Consider the following 17,985-nt stretch of genomic DNA (forward strand, 5'->3'; position numbering starts at 1 on the left):
TCACTGTCCGAAGGTCACGCTGCCGGTGAAGTCCCAGCCTGCTGCGGCCGATCCGACCGCCGCGCCCAGCCCCGCCTTCAGCGTGAAGCGGCCGTTGTCGATCACGAAGGTGCCGGGGAACACCATGGGACCGAACGGCGTGCTCGCCCATCCCAGGCTGACCGGAACGGACAGGGCGATCGCCGTGACCCGCCCGTCCTGCAGCGTGACCGTGCCGCTGGTGCTGCCCCACGTCGTCGTGTAGGCGGTGCCCAGCACGCTCGATTCCTTGGCCGCGAACGCCGCCACGTCGCCGCTGATCGAGCGGATCGGCGCGCTGAAGGCGCCGGTGCCGGTGTAGCCGGTCAGGTCGTAGCGCACCGTGCCGAAGCCGGCCCAGGCGCCCTTGAAGGGAAAGGCCGTGACGGGGGTGCCGCGCTGCGCCTGGCCGCCGGCCTGCGTGCAATAGCCCGGTTCCGGCTGAATGCAGAAGAAGCCGTCGTAGGCCGGCGACTCGGTGCGTGCGCGGCCGATCTCGGCATAGGCGTTGGACGAATAGTCGTACCACCGGCCGCCGTTGTCCGCCTGCAGGTTCAGCACCAGCGTCTGCTCGCCTTGCGGCGGCTGCGTGCAGGTCGCGTCGCTGGCCGCACCCCAGCGGCCGTTGCTGCAGCTGAAGCGCGCCGCGCCCACCGTCGGCAAGCTGCCATCCGACAGGCTGGCGGCGGCGCCCGAGGCCGTGCTCGCGACCGCGGCACTGCACGTGTTGGCGCCCACCGTCCAGCTGAGCGACTGGGCAGGGCAGTCGGCCGGCACGTTGCACGAGGCCTCCGCGGGCGCGCTCCAGCTGCCGTTGCTGCAGGTGTAGCGGGCCGAGCCGGTGGTGGGGTCGGTGCCGTCCACGGCCGTCGCGCTGCCGCCCGAGGCCGTGGCGGCCACCGAGGCGCTGCAGACGTTGCCGTTGACGGTCCAGCTCATCGATTGGGGGGTGCAGGCGGCGTCGCCGCCGCAGCCCGGGCCCACGCAGGCGTCGGGCCGGCTGCAGGACACGGCGCCCGGCGCGCTCCACTGCCCGTTCGTGCAGCTGTAGGTCGCGCTGCCGGTGAGCGGCGTGGTCGTGTCATCCGCGACGACGCTGCCGCCGGACGGCGTCTGCGGCAACGGCGCACTGCAGGCGGCGTCGTTCACGCTCCAGCTGGCCGTCTGCGCCGCGCAGGGGCTGGGCGGCGGATCGCAGCTGGCCGCGGCAGGCGCGCTCCACTGGCCGTTGGTGCAGGTGAAGGCCGCCGTGCCGGTGTTGGGCGACAGCGTGTTGATCAGCGTCAGCACCTCGCCCGAGGCCGCGGCGCCCGCCTCGGCGCTGCAGGCGTGGCTGTCGCGCGACCAGGCCAGCGAGGCCGGCGCGCAGGCGCGCTCGGTCACCAGCGGCGCCCAGGGCGCCTGCGTCGCGGCGGCCGACACCAGCAGCGCGAGGTCGCTGCCGATGGCGGCGAGCTGGGTGTTCAAGTCGTCGATCAGCAGGTCGTTGCCCTTGCCGACCTCGAAGGCGCCGCCCAGCAGGTCGCCCTGGGGCCGCGCAAGGCCCAGCGCGGCGAACTGATCGGCCACGTAGGCCGAGGCGGCGGCCACGGCGGCGGCGGCCGGCCCCGCGCTGCCCGCGCCGAAGGCCTGGAACGCGGCGGCCGGCGAGCCGCCGAGCGCTCGGGCCAGCACCAGCTCGCTCAGCGTGGTGGCGTGCGCGACGCCGGCCGCCGCGGCGTAGCCGTGCAGGCGCCGGGTGTTGTCCGGCGCATTCCCGTCGTTCGAGCCGACCTTGCCACCGCTCACCTCGACCATGCAGGGCGCCACGGCACCCTGCAGCCGCACCCGGAAGGCACCGTCGCTGCCCGTCTTGACCCCCGCCTGCGGCGTGCCCGAGACGCAGCGCACCGCGACGTCGCCACCGACGATCGCCTTGCCGACGGCGGCGACGCCGCTGACATTCAGCACCTCGACGCTGCTGCTGCCGCCTCCGCCGCCGCAAGCCGCCAGGGCCAGGGCGAGCACCGCCGGCACGAGCCGGCCGAAGGTCAGGGAGCGGGCCGCGGCACCGCGGCGGCTGGGGAATCGGTTCATCAGGTCAGTCATCCATGCAGAGGGGGCCGGTGTCCGTCTTCACGACACGGCGGCCACGGGGACGGGCGGGGCAGCCGCGAGCGCCGGGCCGGCGGCGCGCTGCCAGCGCCAGGCCATGTACGCGGTCTTGAACAGCTCTTCGACGATGAAGGCGTACCACAGGCCCGGCACGCCCATGGCGAACTCCACGCACAGCAGCCACGCCAGCGGCGCGGCCAGGCCCCACATCACGAACTGGCTGAACACCACCGGCGCCAGCACGTCGCCGGTGACCCGCAGCGAATGGAACAGCACGGTGTTCAGGCCGGTGAGCGGCTGGATGAAGATGGTCAGCAGCAGCAGGGCGCGCACTTCGCGGTGCACCTCGGGATCGCTGCTGAACAGGCTGGCCAGGGGCTGCGCCGCGGCCCACATGGCCAGCGCCAGCACGGTGGCCAGCAGGGCCGAGGCCGCCCCCGAGCGCCAGGCGCGGCGCCGCAGGTGCGCCACGCGGCCGGCGCCCGCCTCGTAGCCCACCAGCACCTCGTTGGCCTGGCTGATCGCCATCACGACGACCGCGAGGAACGCGGTCAGCGCCAGCGTGTAGAAGCGGCCGACCACGGCGGTGACGCCCAGGCCCGCGATGAAGCTCACCAGCAGCAGCTGGTAGAAGCCGTAGGAGACGTTGTCGAGCACGCTGGGCGACGCGAGCGCGGCCATGCGCCGCACGCGGCGCGCCCCCGAGGCGGCAGCCTGCCGCAGCAGCGGCACCGACAGCCCGAGCATCCTGGCCAACACGACGCCGAGCACGAGGGCCGACGCCACCCGCACCGCGAGGGTCGCCAGCGCGGAGCCGGCGACGCCCAGCGCCGGAACGGGCCCGAAGCCCAGCACCAGCACGGCGTTTAGCACGGCATAGGACGGGAACGCGACCAGCCCCAGCAGCAGGATGGTGCGCATCAGCGCGAAGCCGCGCAGGCAGGCCATGCCGGCCATGAGGAAGGCGTTGAAGGGCATCGCCCAGGCGATCACCGTCACGTAGCGCGTGGCATCGGCCTGCAGCGCGGCCGGCGTGCCGAGCGCATCGACCAGCGCGGGCGCGCACAGCCACAGCAGCAGGCCCAGCGCCAGGCCGAGCACCGTGTTGGCGGCCAGCGCGGCCAGCGCCGTCTCGCGCGCCTCCTGCCGGTCGCCGCGGCCCAGCGCATGCGTCACGAGCACCACCGCGCCCACGCCGAGCAGCAGCGAGAAGTCGTAGACCACCGCCAGGATCTGGTTGGCGATGCTGACGGCGGCCGCGGCGTCCTTGGCATACCGGCCGATGACGATCGCATCCAGCAGCGCCGTCACGAGCCCGAGCGCCGAGTTGAGGAGCATCGGAATGCTCAGGCGCAGCAGGCTCTTGTCGGAGGAATCCGTCGGGTGCGTCATGAAGGACCGCAAAGCGCAACCGCCGCTGCGCTGGGCGCTGCGGCGGCCGCGGGAAGGGGGCACGGGCCCGGCCCGTGCCCGGCGTCAGTGCGACGACCGCCGGCGCGCGACGAAGCCCACCAGCAGCAGCCCGCCCAGCATCAGGGCATAGGTCTCGGGCTCGGGCACGGCCGACACGGCGGCGATGGTGCCGGCGCGGTTGAACACGAGGTGCGTGCCGTTCAGGGTGCCGAAGAGCGGCGTGACGTTGGACTGCGTCACGTCGACGTCGAAGGCGTAGCTGTCGCCGCTGATCGACAGCGTGCCGTCGTAGGTGCTGTCCCAGGTGGCGGCCGGGTTGCCGAGCCAGCTCACCGACACCGACACGTCGGCGTCGAGGTCCACGCCGACCAGCACGCCGTTGTTGAACGTGAGCCCGCCGCCCGTCAGGTTCGACGCGGTGATCGTGTAGCTCCACGCGAAGTTGTTGCCGACGTTGTAGGCCGACGTGAACGGCGACAGGCCGGCGCCGTCGACGGCCACCGACAGCGCACCGACCCCGATGGTCTCGGTGCCGACGCCGGTGAGCACGGTCTCGTCGTAGCTGATCGAGCCGACGCTGAAGGTCGAGAAGCCGGCCTGCGTGATGGCCTTGTTCTGCACGTTGAAGCCGAGGGCTTCCTCGGCGTAGACGGAATCGGCCGACAGCGGCAGCGCGACGATCGAAGTCCACAGGCCGTCGGCGCGCTGGTAGTACGCAAACGGCGACTGCGAGGCGGGATCCGGCGCCGAAGCCCAGTTCTTGACGTTGGACATCGACAGGTAGCCGGTGCCGTCGTTGCCCGCCAGGTCGAACGAAGCGGCCTGCGCGCCGGTGGCGGCGAAGGCCGCGGCGGCGGCCAGGGCGAAGAAGCCTTGTTTCATGATCATGTCCTCCGGTCAGCCGCGGGCGTTGCGGCGGCGTGCCATGAAGCCGATACCCAGCAGGCCGGCGGCCATCAGCGCGTACGTCGAGGGCTCGGGCACCGGAGCGAGGTTGGCGACGTTGCCGGTCACGTCCCACTGGTAGCGGAAGGTGCCGAAGGGCGATGCCACGGTGTCGTCGACCGCCAGCGAGAAGGCGCCGTCGGTGATCGAGAACGTGCCGTCGTAGGCGGCGGGGCCGGCGAAGGTGCCGTAGGTGAAGGTGATGCCCGAGGTCAGCGAGATGCCGCTGACCTGGCCGTTGACGAGGGAGACGGTGCCGCTGACGTTGCTCAGCGTCGTGGTGTAGCCGTTGCCCGACAGCACCGCGTTGTCGTAGGCGATGAAGTTGTCGACATCGAGGGTGAGGCCGGTGATCGCGCCGGTGGTCTCGTTGTACGTGAGGGTGCCGATGTTGTTGAAGACGTTGCCCTCGAACACCACGGCGCCGGAGCCGACCTTGGCGCCCGAGCCGACCAGGTAGAAGCCGTCGGCCATCCGGCCGTAGTCGTCGCTGTTCTCGTTGGTGATGACGCCCCACTGCGCACCGAGCTCGGCATAGACGCCCGAGTAGTGCTCGTACCAGCGGCTGCCGTCCGCTGCATTCAGCGTCAGGTCGAAGGTGGCAGCCTGCACGGGCTGGAGCGCCATGGCGCCGAAGGCCAGGGCGGCGACGGTCAAGACACGCATTGGGTTCCTCCTGAGATTGATAGTGAGAACTATACGCATTTGCGTTGGCAACGACAATACTTCACGCCGAGACAGGCAAGCTGATGGCACAACGCCCCTCCTTCGGAACCAGCGGGAACAGCCCGGCGGGAGGAGCGCCGGGCTGTTCGATCAGGACACGCGGCGGCACTCGGCCGCCGCGCACCGCCCTCAGGCGGCGCTGCCGCTGCGGCGGCGGCGAGCCACCAGGCCCACGGCGGCCAGACCGGCGGCCAGCATCGCGTAGGTGCTGGGTTCCGGCACCGGCGAGGACATGACCACCGCGGCGGTGCCACGGGTGCTCTGCGACCAGACGCTGCCATCGGCCAGCGCGACGTTCGGGCCCACGGAGCCGACGTTCACCGAGATCGAGCTGATCTTGACCGGGAAGGAGCCCAGGGTGCGGTCGTTGAAGGACGCCAGCGCGGGGCTGTCGATGCCCACGGCGCTCCAGTTGAAGTTGGTGACCTTGCCGTCGACCAGGGTCAGCGAACCGGTGGTGCCCAGTTGCGAGTTGTCGGGCGTGAACGTGCCGGTGCTGCGGTCACGCGTGCCTTCGATGCCGGTCAGCAGGCCGCTCACCAGGCTCAGCTTCAGCGGGCTGTTCGATGCCGCGATGTTGATGGTGTGGGTGCCGGTCAGGTAGTTCTCGTAGTTGTCGAGGATGACGGTGCCGTAGAAATCGTCGAAGTCGGCGCTTTCGTACCAGATGTCGTACAGATCGGCGTACGCATCGGGGATGCTGATGCTGTTGACGGCGCCGGAGAAATTGAACACCAGCGACGACGCGTTGGCGGCCATGCTGAGGGCACCGATGGCTGCCGCCAGGGCGAGCTTCTTGAACTTGGTCACTTGCACAACTCCTGATGAGATGAGTTCTGAGGGGAAAGGAAACGGATCGAATCAAGCGCCGTGGCTGACCATGCTGGCTAAGGCGGTTCTGGTAACGCGAACGGTTTGTGTAATACGAACGATTCGCACTACCTTCACATTCTTGAAGATTGGTTTCCATGTGTCAACTGTCACGATCTCCCTTGGAACCGGGAGGTGCATGGGGCTCGCGCCGGTGCAAATATTGAATGCGATGCGTTCGCATTTGATGCTAGGCTCGCAGGATGACGACGGCCGCCCGGAGATCCCCGCTTCCGCTCGCCGAGCTGTTGGCCCAGGACGGCACCGATCCCCGGACGCGCTACCGCCTCAAGCAGCGCCTGAGCACCTACACCCGGGCGCGGACGGTGGCGCTCGGCCCCTTCCTGCGCGTGGTGTTCGAGGACGACTGGACACGCCGCCTGCAGGCCGCGCGTGGCCGGTGGAGCCGCTCCAGCGCCGGCGACCCGCCCGCCTGGGCGATGCCCGCCGCGCCCGCCGGGCACGCACCCTGGCAGGCGACGATGCAGATCGCCCTGGAGACGCCGCTGCTGCGTGCGCAGTGGCTGGCGACGCTGATCGAAGCGGCGCACCACCTGTGCCTGGAGATCGCCCGCGGCACCCGGGTGCCGGCGAGCGTCCTGGCGCCCTGCCTGTTGAACGAGGCCGGCCTCGCCGCGCAGCAGCCGCTGCGTTTCGACATGCCGCACCACGGCCTGGCAGCGCTGCGTGCCGGCAAGGAGCCCTCGCTCGCCCTGGCCTGTACGCACACGCGCTATTCATGGCGGCGGGTCATCCCCGCGCCGACCATCGCCCTGCTGCTGGGCAGCGCCGGCAGCCCGGCGTCCTGAGGCGGCGCCCTACCGGGGCGGCGGGTCCTCGCCCAGCATCTCGGCCACCTTGTCCAGCAGCGCGCGGTAGTCGTAGGGCTTGGTGATGTAGGCGTCGCAGCCGGCGGCCAGGATGCGTTCCTCGTCGCCCGACATCGCCAGCCCTGTCAGCGCGAGCACCTTCATGTGGGCCGTCAGCGGATCCTGCCGCAGCGCACGCGTGGCAGCCAGGCCATCCATGCCCGGCATCTGGATGTCCATCAGCACCAGGTCGGGCTGCTCGGTGCGGGCCAGGGCCAGGCCCACGAGGGCGTCGATCGCCGTGCTGACACGGTGGGCCGCATGCTCCAGCACCACGCGCGCGAGCTGCAGGTTGTGCTGGTTGTCTTCGATGACCAGGATCTTTGCCATGCTGACCTCATGATGTGTGCGCCGCGCCCGCCGGCGGTTCGAGGCGGCGCCTGTGAAGTGCCCGCCGCACCTCGGCCACCAACTGGTTCGGCTGGAAATCCGCCTTCTCGAGGATGGTTTGCACCCGTCCCCGCAGCATCTCCCTGTCCTGCTCGGTCACGAGCTTGGCCGTCAGCACGAGGATCGCGATGCTGGCCGTTTCAGGCCGGCGCGCCAGGACTTCCAGCACGTCGAAGCCCGACATCCGCGGCATCATCAGGTCGAGCACGATCAGGTCGGGCCGCTGGGAGCGCACGATGCTGAGCGCCTCCTCGCCGCTGAAGGCACACAGCGGCGCGAACCCGGCGGCCTCCAGGTGCGTGCACACCATCGTGACGGCGCGCGGATCGTCGTCGACGACCAGCACCCTGCCCGGCTCGCCGTCCGGCGACAGGCCCATCGAGGCCAGCGCGGCCAGCAGGTCGTCGCGGTCGACCGGTTTCATCAGCACCTGCGAGGCCCCGAGTGCGAAGCCGCGGTGGGGCTCGTCGGTGATCGACACGATGACCACCGGGATGCGCTGCGTCGCCGCCACTTCCTTCAACCTCGCCAGCATGTCCCAGCCGTGCATGCCCGGCAGGATCACGTCGAGCACGATGGCGTGCGGGCGCCACTGCAGTGCCGCGGCCAGGCCCTGCTCCGCATCGGGCACCACGCTGATCTTGTAGCCGTGGCTCTCGAGCTGCACCCGCACCAGCTGCGCGGCGGTGGCGTCGTCCTCGATCACGAGGATGCGCGTCTGCCCGGCGGCGTCCTCGCCCTCCTCGCCCTCCTCGCCGCCCGCCCCACGGGGCGGCGGCAGCGTCGCCAACCGCACGGCGCCCTCGCCCGGCTCGCGCCACGGCAGCCACACGGTGAATACCGATCCTTCGCCCTCACGGCTGTAGAACTCCAGCCCGCCGCCGTGCAGCTCCACCATGCGCTGCGTCGTCGTCAGCCCCAGGCCCGTGCCTTCGTAACGCTTGGACAGCGACGAGTCGATCTGCTTGAAGGGCTGGAACAGCTCGCGCAGCGCCGCGGGGGCGATGCCGATGCCGGTGTCGGCCACGCGGATCTCCAGGTAGTGCGCCACCTCGGCGCAGGCCGGGGGGAAAAGGCGGCTGTGCTCCGAAGGGCCGCGCTGCAGCACCGATTCCTTGGCCACGCGGGCCATCGACAAGGTGACGTGCCCGCCTTCGGGCGTGAACTTGACAGCGTTGGACAGCAGGTTGAACAGGACCTGCAGGGTCCGACGGCTGTCGACCAGCAGGCGGCCGAGGTCGGGCGCGACCTCCTCGTGCAGCGTGATGCGGCGCGCCGCGGCACGCTCGCGCACCACCGCCAGGCCGCTGCCCGCCAGCACCGACGGGCTCTCGGCGCCGAGCGACAGCGTCATCTGGCCCGCCTCGATCTTCGAGAGGTCGAGAATGTCGTTGATCAAAGCGAGCAGGTGGCGCCCGCTCTGGTAGATGTCGTTGACATACTCAACCTGTTGCGGCGCCATCGTGCCGACGAGCCCGTCGCGCAGGATCTCGGAGAAGCCGATCACCGCGTTCAGCGGCGTGCGCAGCTCGTGCGACATGCTGGCGACGAACTCGCTCTTCAGGCGGTTGGCGTGCTCCAGCTGCTCGTTCTTGCGCTGGATGTCCTCGCCGCGGTCGCGCAGCTCGCGCGCCAGCAGGTTCAGCCCGTCGAGCTGCGCGAGGTTGTGCAGCGCCACGCCGAGCTGCGCGGCCAGCCGCTCGACGAACTGCTGGTCGCGCTCGGGCAGCCGGCGCGCCGCGCCGAGCACCAGCACGCCGAAGCGGCGGCCCTGGTGCGAGACGGGCACCATCAGCAACGCCGCCGGCTTCAGGGTGGCCAGCCCGGTCTCGATGCGCAGGCCTTCGCCTTCGTCGAAGGTCTCCAGGTACACCCGCTCCCCCTGCAGCGCCACGCGCCCGATGGTGCCGTCGTGCACGTCGAGCAGCGGCTTGGTGTCGGCGGGCACGCCCCGCGCGGCCAGCAGGCGCAGCGAGCCCCATTCCTCCAGCCCGTAGAAGGCCGAGATGGGAAACAGCCCGCCGTCGTCGGCCAGCAGCGCGAGCGTGCCCTCCAGCACCGCGCCGCGGTCGGGCTTGGCGTTGAACAGGGTCAGCGCCCGCGCGTGCATGGCGTTCAGCTCGCGTTCCCGCGAGGCCTCGGCCTCGGCACGTGCACGTGCCAGCAGGTCCGAGCGCACGCGCCAGAACATCAGCCCCAGCAGCAGGACCAGCGCCGCCCCGAAGACGAAGAACCGCGTCTTCGCGGTGTTCGCCTGCTCCGCCGCCAGCGCCTCGCGCGCCTCCAGCCGGCGCCGGATGTCCGTGTTCATCTCCGACAGCAGCTGCCGGATGCGCCCGAGCAGCCGCTGCGATGCGGCCAGGCGGCTCTCCAGCGACACCGGCTGGCCTGCGGCGAACAGCGCCTGCACCTCGCGGTAGGCCTGCTGGCGGTCCTCCAGCGCCGCGCGCAATGCGCTCACGCGCTGCGCCTGCCCCGGAATGCCGGCCGTGCCGCGCTCCAGTTCGTCGAGCTGCGACGAGAGGTGGAGGATGGCCGCATCCCGCTCTTCGAGGTACACCGGCCGCTGCAGGTTGATGAACGCCCGCTGCGCCGCCTCGGCCCGGTTGAAGCTCGATTCGGCCGCGGTCAACGTCAGCAGCAGCGTGCGGGTCTCCCGCACGAACGCCGCGGCCTCCTGGCTCTGGCCCGCCGCGATCCACGTCAGCACGCCCAGCGCAAGCGCCGCGGCAATCGCCAGCGTGAAGCCTGCATAGACGGCTTTCTGGAAGGAGGGTGCCCGCATGCTCGCTGTGTCCAATGTCCGACGACGGCCCGTCAATGCCCGGGGAATGGCAAATCACTTGCCTGCACCGGCTCGTGGCTCATTCCGGCTCGGTCAGGCCCTGCTGCACGCAATACTTGGTCAGCTCGATGTTGTTGCGCCATCCGGTCTTGGCAAAGATGCGCATGCGGTAGTTGCCGACCGTCTTCACCGACAGGTGCATGGCCTGGGCGATGTACGCCGGCCGATGCCCCGCCGCGATCAGCTGCATCACGCGGTATTCCTGCGGCGTCAGCGCTTCATGCGGCAGCGCGCCGACCGACTTGCCTTCGAGCATCGACAGCAGGCGGTCGGCCAGGTCCGGCGGCACGTAGCGGCCTTTGTCGAGCACGCGCCCGATCGCAGCCACCAGCTCCTCGCCGGTCTTGTCCTTGCTGACGTACCCGGCCGCGCCCATCTGCAGCAGCCGCTGCGCGTAGCTCGGGTCCTTGTTCAGGCTGATCATCAGGATGGGCACGTCGCCGGCCACGCGGCGCATGCGCGCCAGGCCTTCCGTGCCTTGTGCATCGGGCAGGGCCACGTCGAGCAACACGATCTCCGGGCGATGGTTCGCGAGCACGCGAAGCGCCTCGTCGAGCGTGGCGGCTTCGGAGACCGCCGCCTCGGGCCACTCGACTTCGACCAGCCGCCGCAGACCCATCCGCACAATCGGATGATCGTCGACGACCAGGGCCTTCAAGGGGACTCCCCTTCCGCGGCGCGAGGGCATGCGCCCACCCGGGTTTCCACTGCCGATGCTTCCATTTGTGACCGACTTTAGGAGATGGCAGGCGTGCCTCCCGCGGCTGGTGAATAGTGGCCTTCGGTGATTGCCCCTATCGCCATGCGTGCTGACGCTGCCCCGGTCAGGCAGAAGCCCGCCGCAGGTAAACGTAGACGCCGTCGATGACGCCCGCCTGCTCCCTGCGGATGGGGCGCTGTCGCAGCGCGAGGACCTCCAGGCCGTGGGCGGCGGCCAGCCGTCTCACGTAGGCCTGCGAATGGGCATACCGCAGGCTGGGCAGCAGCCGGAAGCCCTCCTCGCCCGCGTCCGCGGCCTCCACCGAAAAGCAGAACACCCCGCCGGCGTGGAGCACACGGCGCACGCCGGCGAACACCGGGTCGAGATCCCCGACGTAGATGAACACATCGGCCGCGACGACGAGGTCGAAGCGTTCGCTCGTGCTGCCCAGATGCTCGACCAGGTCGGCCTCGGCGAGCGCATCGTAGAGCTGCAGCGACCGTGCCTTCTCCAGCATGCGCGGCGACAGGTCGACCCCCACGAGGCGGGACGTGCCGGCGCGCAGCAACGGGCCGCACAGCCCCGTGCCGCAACCGAGGTCCAGCGTGGCACGGCGGGGCACGGGTGCGATGACGGCCAGGGGCTCGGTCAGCTCGACATGCGCGGCATAGCCCAGCTGCCCCAGCAGGTGGCCCTCGAAGTCGTCCGCGTAGTCGTCGAACAGGGCCCGGACGTACTGGCGAGGCGGCGCGGCGGGCCCTCCGGTGCCGGCGGTGGCCGCCAGGTAGAAACGATCGAGCGGGTCGTCGCCGCCATGGCGCAAGGCGGCGCGGAACGCTTCGGCGGCCTCCTGCGGGCGGCGCAGTTCGCGCAGCACCGTGCCGTAGGCGCTCCAGTCGGCCGCCGACTCGGGCTGCAGCTGCAGCAGCACACGGTAGGCGTCCGCGGCGTCCGCCAGCCGCCCGCCCGAGCCGGCCTGCCCGGCCAGCGCGACGGTGGTCTGTGCATGGCGGCGGCGGCCCTCCACGTGGCGGGGATCGATCGCCACCAGCCGCTCGAAGGCGGCCAGCGCCGCCGGCAGGCGGCCGAGGCGGCCGAGCGCGGTGCCGCGGTGGAAAAGCGCGTCCACGTCGTCCGGGGCCTGCAGCAGCACCGCGTCGGCATCGGCCAGCGCCTCGTCGGGGCGGCCGAGGAGCAGCAGCACCGCCGCCCGGTTCACGAGCACCGACGGCCTGCCGGGCACAAGCTCGAGCGCGTTGCAGAAGTGCTGCTCGGCCTCCGGCAGGCGCTGCGCCTTCAAGGCATCGAGTCCGGCGAAGAAGTCCTGCTTCGCGCGTTCGAAGGGCTCGTTCTGCGGATCCATCACCGACATGGCAGACCTTGTGACCGGCTTCAAAAATTCGAGTGTCCCATGCCACCCTCCGGGCCTGCCCCGCCTGCGGCCGGGCGCGCCCATTGCCAAGCCCGCGGACCGCCGATGTGGCAACCACCCCGGGAGTTCCTCGTCCGATGATCGACGCATTGCATATCGACTGGCTCGACACCACCACCGTCGCCGGCATCTCCGCCGCCAACCTGCTCTGGGCGCTGCTGGTGGCCTGCCTCTCGTACCTGGCCCTCAGCACGGCGCTGCGGCTCGCCATCCAGCGCGCCGGCCGGCTGGTCGGCCGGACGGCCACCCGCGTGGACGACTTCATCGTCGAGGTCCTCGCCAGCACGCACCGCGGCCTGATCTTCCTGATGTCGATGCTGATCGGCGTCGGCTTCCTGGACCTGCCCGGGCGCTGGCAGGGCCGCGTCGACCACCTGTGGTTCCTCGTGCTGGCGCTGCAGATCGGCCTGTGGGCCCACCGTGCCGTGCGCATCGGGCTGCTGCGCTACCAGGAGCGGCACGCCGCCGATGCGGCCACCCGCGTCGGCGCGGCGGGAACGCTGCTGGCCTGGGGGCTCAGCACGCTGGTGTGGGCCGTGGTGCTGCTGGCGGTGCTCTCCAACGTCGGGGTCAACATCACCGCGTTCGTCGCAAGCCTGGGCGTCGGGGGGATCGCGGTGGCGCTCGCGGTGCAGAACATCCTCGGCGACCTCTTCGCGTCGGTCGCCATCGCGGTGGACAAGCCCTTCGAGGTGGGCGACTTCATCGTCATCGGCTCGGTCGCCGGCACGGTCGAGCAGATCGGGCTGAAGACGACGCGCATCCGCAGCCTGGGCGGCGAGCAGATCGTGATGTCGAACACCGAGCTGCTGAAGCAGACCATCAACAACTACAAGCGGCTGCTGCAGCGGCGGATCGTCTTCACCTTCGGCGTCATGCACGACACGCCGGCGGACAAGGTGGAAGCCCTCGCGGGCACCGTGCGGCGCGTCATCGAGGCCAGCGAGCGGGTGCGCTTCGACCGCGCCCACTTCAAGGGCTTCGGCGAGGGCTCGCTCGACTTCGAGGCCGTGTACATCGTGCTGGACCCGAGCTTCAACATCTACATGGACGAGCAGCAGCGCATCAACCTGGCCCTGCTGCGCGAGTTCGAGGCGGCCGGCGTCGTGTTCGCGCGGCCGACGAGCACGGTGACCGTCCGTTCCGAACCGCGGTCGGCACCGGACGGCACTGCCGCGCCGGCCCCGTTCGGCCGCCCCTCGGACGCGGCGCCCGCATGACCGCGCCGCACCCCGGCCACCGCGCGGGCAGGCATCCCGTTTGCCGTGGCCACGGCATGCATGCCGTACTCGCCTTCTCCTCGCTGCCGCTGTTCCTGGGCGCCGTGCTCAGCGACTGGGCCTATGCCGCCACCGACCAGGTGCAATGGACCAACTTCGCCTCGTGGCTGATCGCCGGCGGCCTCGCCCTCGCGGGCGTGGCGCTGGCCTGGGCCGCGTTGGCCCTGCTGCCGGCCAGGCCGGCGCGTGACCGGCAAGCCTTGCCGTACCTGGGGCTGCTGGCGGCGAGCTTCGTGCTCGGGTTCATCAACGCATTGGTGCACGCCCGCGACGCCTGGGCCGCGATGCCGGCCGGGCTGGTGCTCTCGGTCGTCGTGCTGCTGCTGGCCGCGGTGGCCAGCGTCCTGGGCCTGGCCGCCGCGCGGCGGAGGGCCGTGGCATGAGCGGCGCTGCATCCACCCGGTGGCGGGCCGAGCGCCGCGCAGCACTTGCAGCCCTTGCCGCAAGCGCCCTCATGGCCGCCTGCGGCAACGAGCCCGCCGGCACCCCCCAGTACGGCGAGAACCCGGCGCTGCCGAAGCCGCAGCGAGGCCTGCTGCCCGACATGAAGATCGCCGATCCGGCGCCCTGGGGCGAGCGCAAGCCCACGGTGCCGGAGGGCTTCACCGTCACCGCCATCGCCACCGGCCTGCAGATTCCACGGCAGATGCTGGTGCTGCCCAACGGCGATCTCCTGGTCGCGGAGGGCAAGGGCGGCGGTGCGCCGGTGCTCACGCCGAAGGACTACATCGCAGGATTCATCAAGGCCCGGGGCACCACCGACGTCGAAGGCGGCGACCGCCTCACGCTGCTGCGCGACGCCGACGGCGACGGCACCTACGAGGGGCGATGGGTCTACGCCGAGAAGCTCAACGCGCCGTACGGGCTGGCGCTCATCGGCAACCGGCTCTTCGTCGCCAACCAGGACGCGCTCGTTCGCTTCGACTACCAGCCCGGCCAGACCCGCGCATCGGCGCCCCCCGTGACCGTGACGCCGCTGCCCGCCGCCATCAACCACCACTGGACCAAGTCGCTCGCGGCGAGCGCGGACGGGCGCTTTCTCTACGTCGGCATCGGCTCGAACAGCAACATCGGCGAGCGCGGCATGGAAGTCGAGGAGCACCGCGCGCTGGTGTGGCAGATCGATGCGCAGACCGGCGCGTCGCGACCGTATGCCACCGGGCTGCGCAATCCCACGGCGCTGGCCATCGAGCCCCGCCAGGGCCAGCTCTGGACCGTGGTGAACGAGCGCGACGAACTCGGCGAGGACCTGGTGCCCGACTACCTGACGTCGGTGCGAGAGGGCGCCTTCTATGGTTGGCCTTACGCCTACTGGGGCCCGAACGCCGACCCGCGGGTGCGGCCGCCGAAGCCCGAGAAGGTCCAGGCCACGGTGCGGCCGGACTACGCGCTGCCGTCGCATTCCGCCCCGCTGGGCGTGGCGTTCTCGAACGCGCAGGTCGGCGACACCCGCTTCGCCGAAGGCGCCTTCGTCGGCATGCACGGCAGCTGGAACCGCCGCGCCCCGGTGGGCTACAAGGTGGTCTTCGTGCCGTTCCGCAACGGCCGCCCGAGCGGCACCGCCGTCGACTTCGCCACCGGCTTCCAGGCCGACGGCAAGACGATGGGACGGCCGGTGGGGGTCGCGGTGTCGCCGCGCGGCGAGGTGTTCGTCGCCGACGACCTCTCGAACACCCTGTGGCGGGTGGCGCCGCAGCGCCGCTGACTGCGGGCTGTACCCCGCATTCCTGCCAGCTCCTCGAACGCACGGCGGCGCGCGGCCGCTGTTGGTCCCGATTGACGGATCGCGGCGGCGTGCCAGACTCCGCCGCGCCGGGTATCGCCTGCGTTTTCTGGGAATGAACCCGGACTAACCGAGGAGACACGATGAAGACCCAACAGCTCGCAATCGGGATGATTGCCGGGGCGCTGACCCTGCTTGCCGGTTCCCTGGCACAGGCTGGCGACCGGGACCGGGACGACGACGACAGGCACCGCGGCGGACCGAAGATCGACCCCAAGTCCTGGGTGTACGGCCCCAGGTTCGACGACACCACGGGTGGCGTCATCTGGAACCCCGTGAAACAGAAGCTGCTCAACGGCGAGCGCTTCGTCGGCCGCACCGTGCAGGGCACGTACCCCGCCACCTCCGACACCACCTACTGCAATGCAGCATCGAACCCGCTGCCGTCGCCGACGTCGGACATGGTCCTGCCCGACTTCACCTGGACCGAGATGCAGCACTCCGGCCTGACCTGGGGCGACGCCTGGCGCATGTGGGCCTACGGCTCGTCCGCGGACTGCCCGCTCAGGAAAGCGATCCCCGGCGTGCGCGTCGCCTACACCAACGAGCACGAGATCCAGCACGCCCTCGACGGCGGCGCGATGGTGCTGGTGGTGCCGACGGTGGACACCGAGGAGGAGGCGCGGGAGGTCGTCCAGTGGGCCTACTTCCCGCCCTTCGGCCGGCGCAGCGCGGGTGGCAGCCAGACCGGCGCGGTGCTCGGGCCCTGGCTCGCGGCCAAGGGGCTGACCAACGCCCAGTACCGGCAAACGTTCAACAACAACCTCGTGCTCATCGTGATGATCGAGACCATCGAGGGCGTCAAGAACGCGGCCAAGATCGCCCGCGTCCCGGGCGTGCACGGCGTGTTCGCCGCGTCGGGCGACCTGGGCAACTTCTCGGGCTGGGCGCAGGGCGACGCCCAGTACGAGCGGCTGATCACCGCGGTGAGCGACGCGACCCTCAAGGCGGGGAAGAAGCTGTGCGGCCCCTACGCCTGGCGGCTGAACCCCGACGCCAACGGCGTGCCGCGCCCGAACTTCAGCTGCTTCCAGAACTGACGGCACCGGGCTGACCGGCCCCGCGCCGGTCGACGGACGCTGCGCCGGCCACGGCGGGCGCAGCGTCAAGGGCACCGGCCCCGCCGCCCCGCCGCTCAAGCCTTCACTTCGACCACCGGTTCGAAGCCGCCGAAGATCATGCGTTTGCCGTCGAAGGGCATGGGCGGGTTGCCGGGCGCGGAGGGGTCCATGCGCGGGTCCTCCATCATCTTCTTCATCCCGGCGTCGCGCGTGGCCTTGTCCGGCCATTCGATCCACGAGAAGGCCACCGTCTCCTCGGCCGTGGCCTGGACGGCGCGGCGGAAGTCGGTGACCTTGCCGTCGGGGACGTCGTCGCCCCAGCCCTCGATCACGCGGATCGCGCCCAGCTCGATGAAGATCGGGTCGAGCTGGCGGGCATGCTCGATGAACTTCTGCTTGTTGGCGGTGGGGACCGCGATCACGAAACCATCGATGTAGGACATGTCTTCACTCCTGTGGGTTGACGGTCGGCGCGCCCGATGGCGCCCCGTATCCCATCGACGAACGACGGGACGCCAGATCGACACGGTCTGCCCGAAGAAGGCAGACGCCTGCCGCTCGGGCCCCCTCAGCGTAGGTCCCTGGGGCCCGCAGGTCACTCTGGAGCAACCCCAGCACGGCCTTCCGCCGACGCCCCGCTCAGCCGCTGCCGGGCACGCCCGAGCGCCCGCCCTGCCCCGCATCCCGCAACAGCACGTCGCGCCACTGCGCCGCCAGCCGCACGAGCCGCTGCTGCAGGCCGGCGATGGCCGGCCCCGCGGCGCCCGGGGCATCGTCGAGCCAGGTCTCGCAGGCACCCGCCTGCGCCTGCAGGTCGATCGCCCCCAGCGCGGCGCAGGCGCCGGCCAGCCCGTGCACCTCGGCACGCAGCCGGGCCAGCACGTCCGCCGGCACCCCCGTGGCAGACCGGGTGCCAGCCGACCAGGCGGCGAAAGACGGCAGACCCGCCGCGTACATGCGCGCGAACTGCAGCAGGGCGTCGAGGTAGGTCGCGCGGTCGCCGCCGAAGCTGCGCAGCCCGCGCGGCGCCAGCACACCGTCGAGGTCCGGCATCGGCGCGCCGGCCGCGGGCGGCGCAGGCCGCTGCGCCGCCCCGCCGCCCTGCACGAGCCGCAGCATGGTCTCGAGCAGCACGCCGCGGTCGACCGGCTTCTCCAGGTAGGCATCCATGCCGGCGTCGAGGCAGGCGGCGCTCTGGTCACCGAAGGTCGTGGCCGTCATCGCGACGATGGTCACGCGCGAGGCGGCGCCGGGCAGCGCGCGGATGGCGCGTGTGGCCGCCAGGCCGTCCATCTCGGGCAGCTGCATGTCCATCAGCACCAGGTCGTAGCGCTGCGCGCGCACCATCGCGACGGCCTGGGCGCCGGTGGCGGCCAGGTCGGCTTGCGCGCCGGTCGCGGCCAGCAGGTGCAGCGCCAGCCGCTGGTTGACCGGATGGTCCTCGACCAGCAGCACCCGCCGGCCGTGCATCGGGCCGGTCATGCGCAGGCGCCCGTGCCCGCGGCGGGCGTCCGGGTGAAGGCGGGGTGGGACATGGGCGCTGGGTGGGGGCCGGGATC

General features: G+C 71.2%; 16 protein-coding genes. 5 read left to right on the forward strand and 11 right to left on the reverse strand.

The genetic code is table 11. The features are described from left to right. The 5 genes from V4F39_RS04420 to V4F39_RS04440 all read right to left on the reverse strand — a co-directional run bounded on the left by V4F39_RS04420 (position 1) and on the right by V4F39_RS04440 (position 6,006). On the reverse strand, positions 1-2,094 hold the full coding sequence (locus tag V4F39_RS04420) for a hypothetical protein (protein ID WP_332288094.1): 2,094 nt from the start codon (positions 2,092-2,094) through the stop codon (positions 1-3). A 39-nt stretch (positions 2,095-2,133) separates the two neighbouring features. After that, a complete protein-coding gene (locus V4F39_RS04425; protein ID WP_332288095.1) occupies positions 2,134-3,504 on the reverse strand; it encodes an MATE family efflux transporter in 1,371 nt (456 codons plus the stop codon). 84 nt (positions 3,505-3,588) lie between these two features. Further along, entirely contained in the window at positions 3,589-4,407 is an 819-nt protein-coding gene (locus V4F39_RS04430; RefSeq protein ID WP_332288096.1) for an FxDxF family PEP-CTERM protein, read from the reverse strand. A 15-nt stretch (positions 4,408-4,422) separates the two neighbouring features. Continuing rightward, positions 4,423-5,136: a PEP-CTERM sorting domain-containing protein gene (locus V4F39_RS04435; protein ID WP_332288097.1), complete on the reverse strand. Its 714-nt coding sequence runs from the start codon at positions 5,134-5,136 to the stop codon at positions 4,423-4,425. A 189-nt stretch (positions 5,137-5,325) separates the two neighbouring features. Next, positions 5,326-6,006 carry a PEP-CTERM sorting domain-containing protein gene (locus tag V4F39_RS04440; protein ID WP_332288098.1) on the reverse strand — a complete coding sequence of 227 codons (681 nt, stop codon included), beginning with the start codon at positions 6,004-6,006 and terminating at the stop codon, positions 5,326-5,328. A gap of 263 nt (positions 6,007-6,269) precedes the next feature. On the opposite strand from V4F39_RS04440, the gene V4F39_RS04445 reads away from it, so the two are divergent. Next, positions 6,270-6,875 (forward strand): DUF3501 family protein, encoded by a 606-nt coding sequence (locus V4F39_RS04445; protein WP_332288099.1) that lies wholly within the window; start codon positions 6,270-6,272, stop codon positions 6,873-6,875. Positions 6,876-6,884: 9 nt separating this feature from the next. On the opposite strand, the gene V4F39_RS04450 is transcribed toward V4F39_RS04445, so the two are convergent. The 4 genes from V4F39_RS04450 to V4F39_RS04465 all read right to left on the reverse strand — a co-directional run bounded on the left by V4F39_RS04450 (position 6,885) and on the right by V4F39_RS04465 (position 12,242). Next, positions 6,885-7,265, reverse strand: a complete 381-nt coding sequence (locus tag V4F39_RS04450; RefSeq protein ID WP_332288100.1) for a response regulator — start codon at positions 7,263-7,265, stop codon at positions 6,885-6,887. A gap of 7 nt (positions 7,266-7,272) precedes the next feature. After that, complete coding sequence (locus V4F39_RS04455) at positions 7,273-10,110, reverse strand: response regulator (protein WP_332288101.1); 2,838 nt, start codon at positions 10,108-10,110, stop codon at positions 7,273-7,275. Positions 10,111-10,189: 79 nt separating this feature from the next. Next, complete coding sequence (locus V4F39_RS04460; RefSeq protein WP_332288102.1) at positions 10,190-10,828, reverse strand: response regulator transcription factor; 639 nt, start codon at positions 10,826-10,828, stop codon at positions 10,190-10,192. A gap of 166 nt (positions 10,829-10,994) precedes the next feature. Further along, positions 10,995-12,242: a methyltransferase gene (locus V4F39_RS04465; protein ID WP_332288103.1), complete on the reverse strand. Its 1,248-nt coding sequence runs from the start codon at positions 12,240-12,242 to the stop codon at positions 10,995-10,997. A gap of 137 nt (positions 12,243-12,379) precedes the next feature. On the opposite strand from V4F39_RS04465, the gene V4F39_RS04470 reads away from it, so the two are divergent. The 4 genes from V4F39_RS04470 (at position 12,380) to V4F39_RS04485 (ending at position 16,405) form a co-directional block, all read left to right on the forward strand. Beyond that, the gene (locus V4F39_RS04470) at positions 12,380-13,522 is read left to right on the forward strand and encodes a mechanosensitive ion channel family protein (RefSeq protein WP_332288104.1); all 1,143 of its coding nucleotides are present in this window, start codon (positions 12,380-12,382) and stop codon (positions 13,520-13,522) included. A 56-nt stretch (positions 13,523-13,578) separates the two neighbouring features. Continuing rightward, complete coding sequence (locus tag V4F39_RS04475; protein WP_332288105.1) at positions 13,579-13,965, forward strand: DUF2231 domain-containing protein; 387 nt, start codon at positions 13,579-13,581, stop codon at positions 13,963-13,965. Positions 13,966-14,036: 71 nt separating this feature from the next. Next, a complete protein-coding gene (locus V4F39_RS04480) occupies positions 14,037-15,287 on the forward strand; it encodes a PQQ-dependent sugar dehydrogenase (RefSeq protein WP_332288106.1) in 1,251 nt (416 codons plus the stop codon). A gap of 161 nt (positions 15,288-15,448) precedes the next feature. Further along, the gene (locus V4F39_RS04485; RefSeq protein ID WP_332288107.1) at positions 15,449-16,405 is read left to right on the forward strand and encodes an aldolase/citrate lyase family protein; all 957 of its coding nucleotides are present in this window, start codon (positions 15,449-15,451) and stop codon (positions 16,403-16,405) included. Between the two features lie 95 nt (positions 16,406-16,500). Here the strand turns inward: V4F39_RS04485 and V4F39_RS04490 are convergent, their stop codons facing one another. After that, positions 16,501-16,869, reverse strand: a complete 369-nt coding sequence (locus tag V4F39_RS04490) for a DUF1428 domain-containing protein (RefSeq protein ID WP_332288108.1) — start codon at positions 16,867-16,869, stop codon at positions 16,501-16,503. Positions 16,870-17,065: 196 nt separating this feature from the next. Beyond that, positions 17,066-17,908: a response regulator gene (locus V4F39_RS04495; protein ID WP_332288109.1), complete on the reverse strand. Its 843-nt coding sequence runs from the start codon at positions 17,906-17,908 to the stop codon at positions 17,066-17,068. Between the last annotated feature and the right edge of the window lie 77 nt (positions 17,909-17,985).

It is taken from the genome of Aquincola agrisoli (assembly GCF_036621135.1).
Taxonomy (GTDB): Bacteria; Pseudomonadota; Gammaproteobacteria; order Burkholderiales; family Burkholderiaceae_C; genus Aquincola; species Aquincola agrisoli.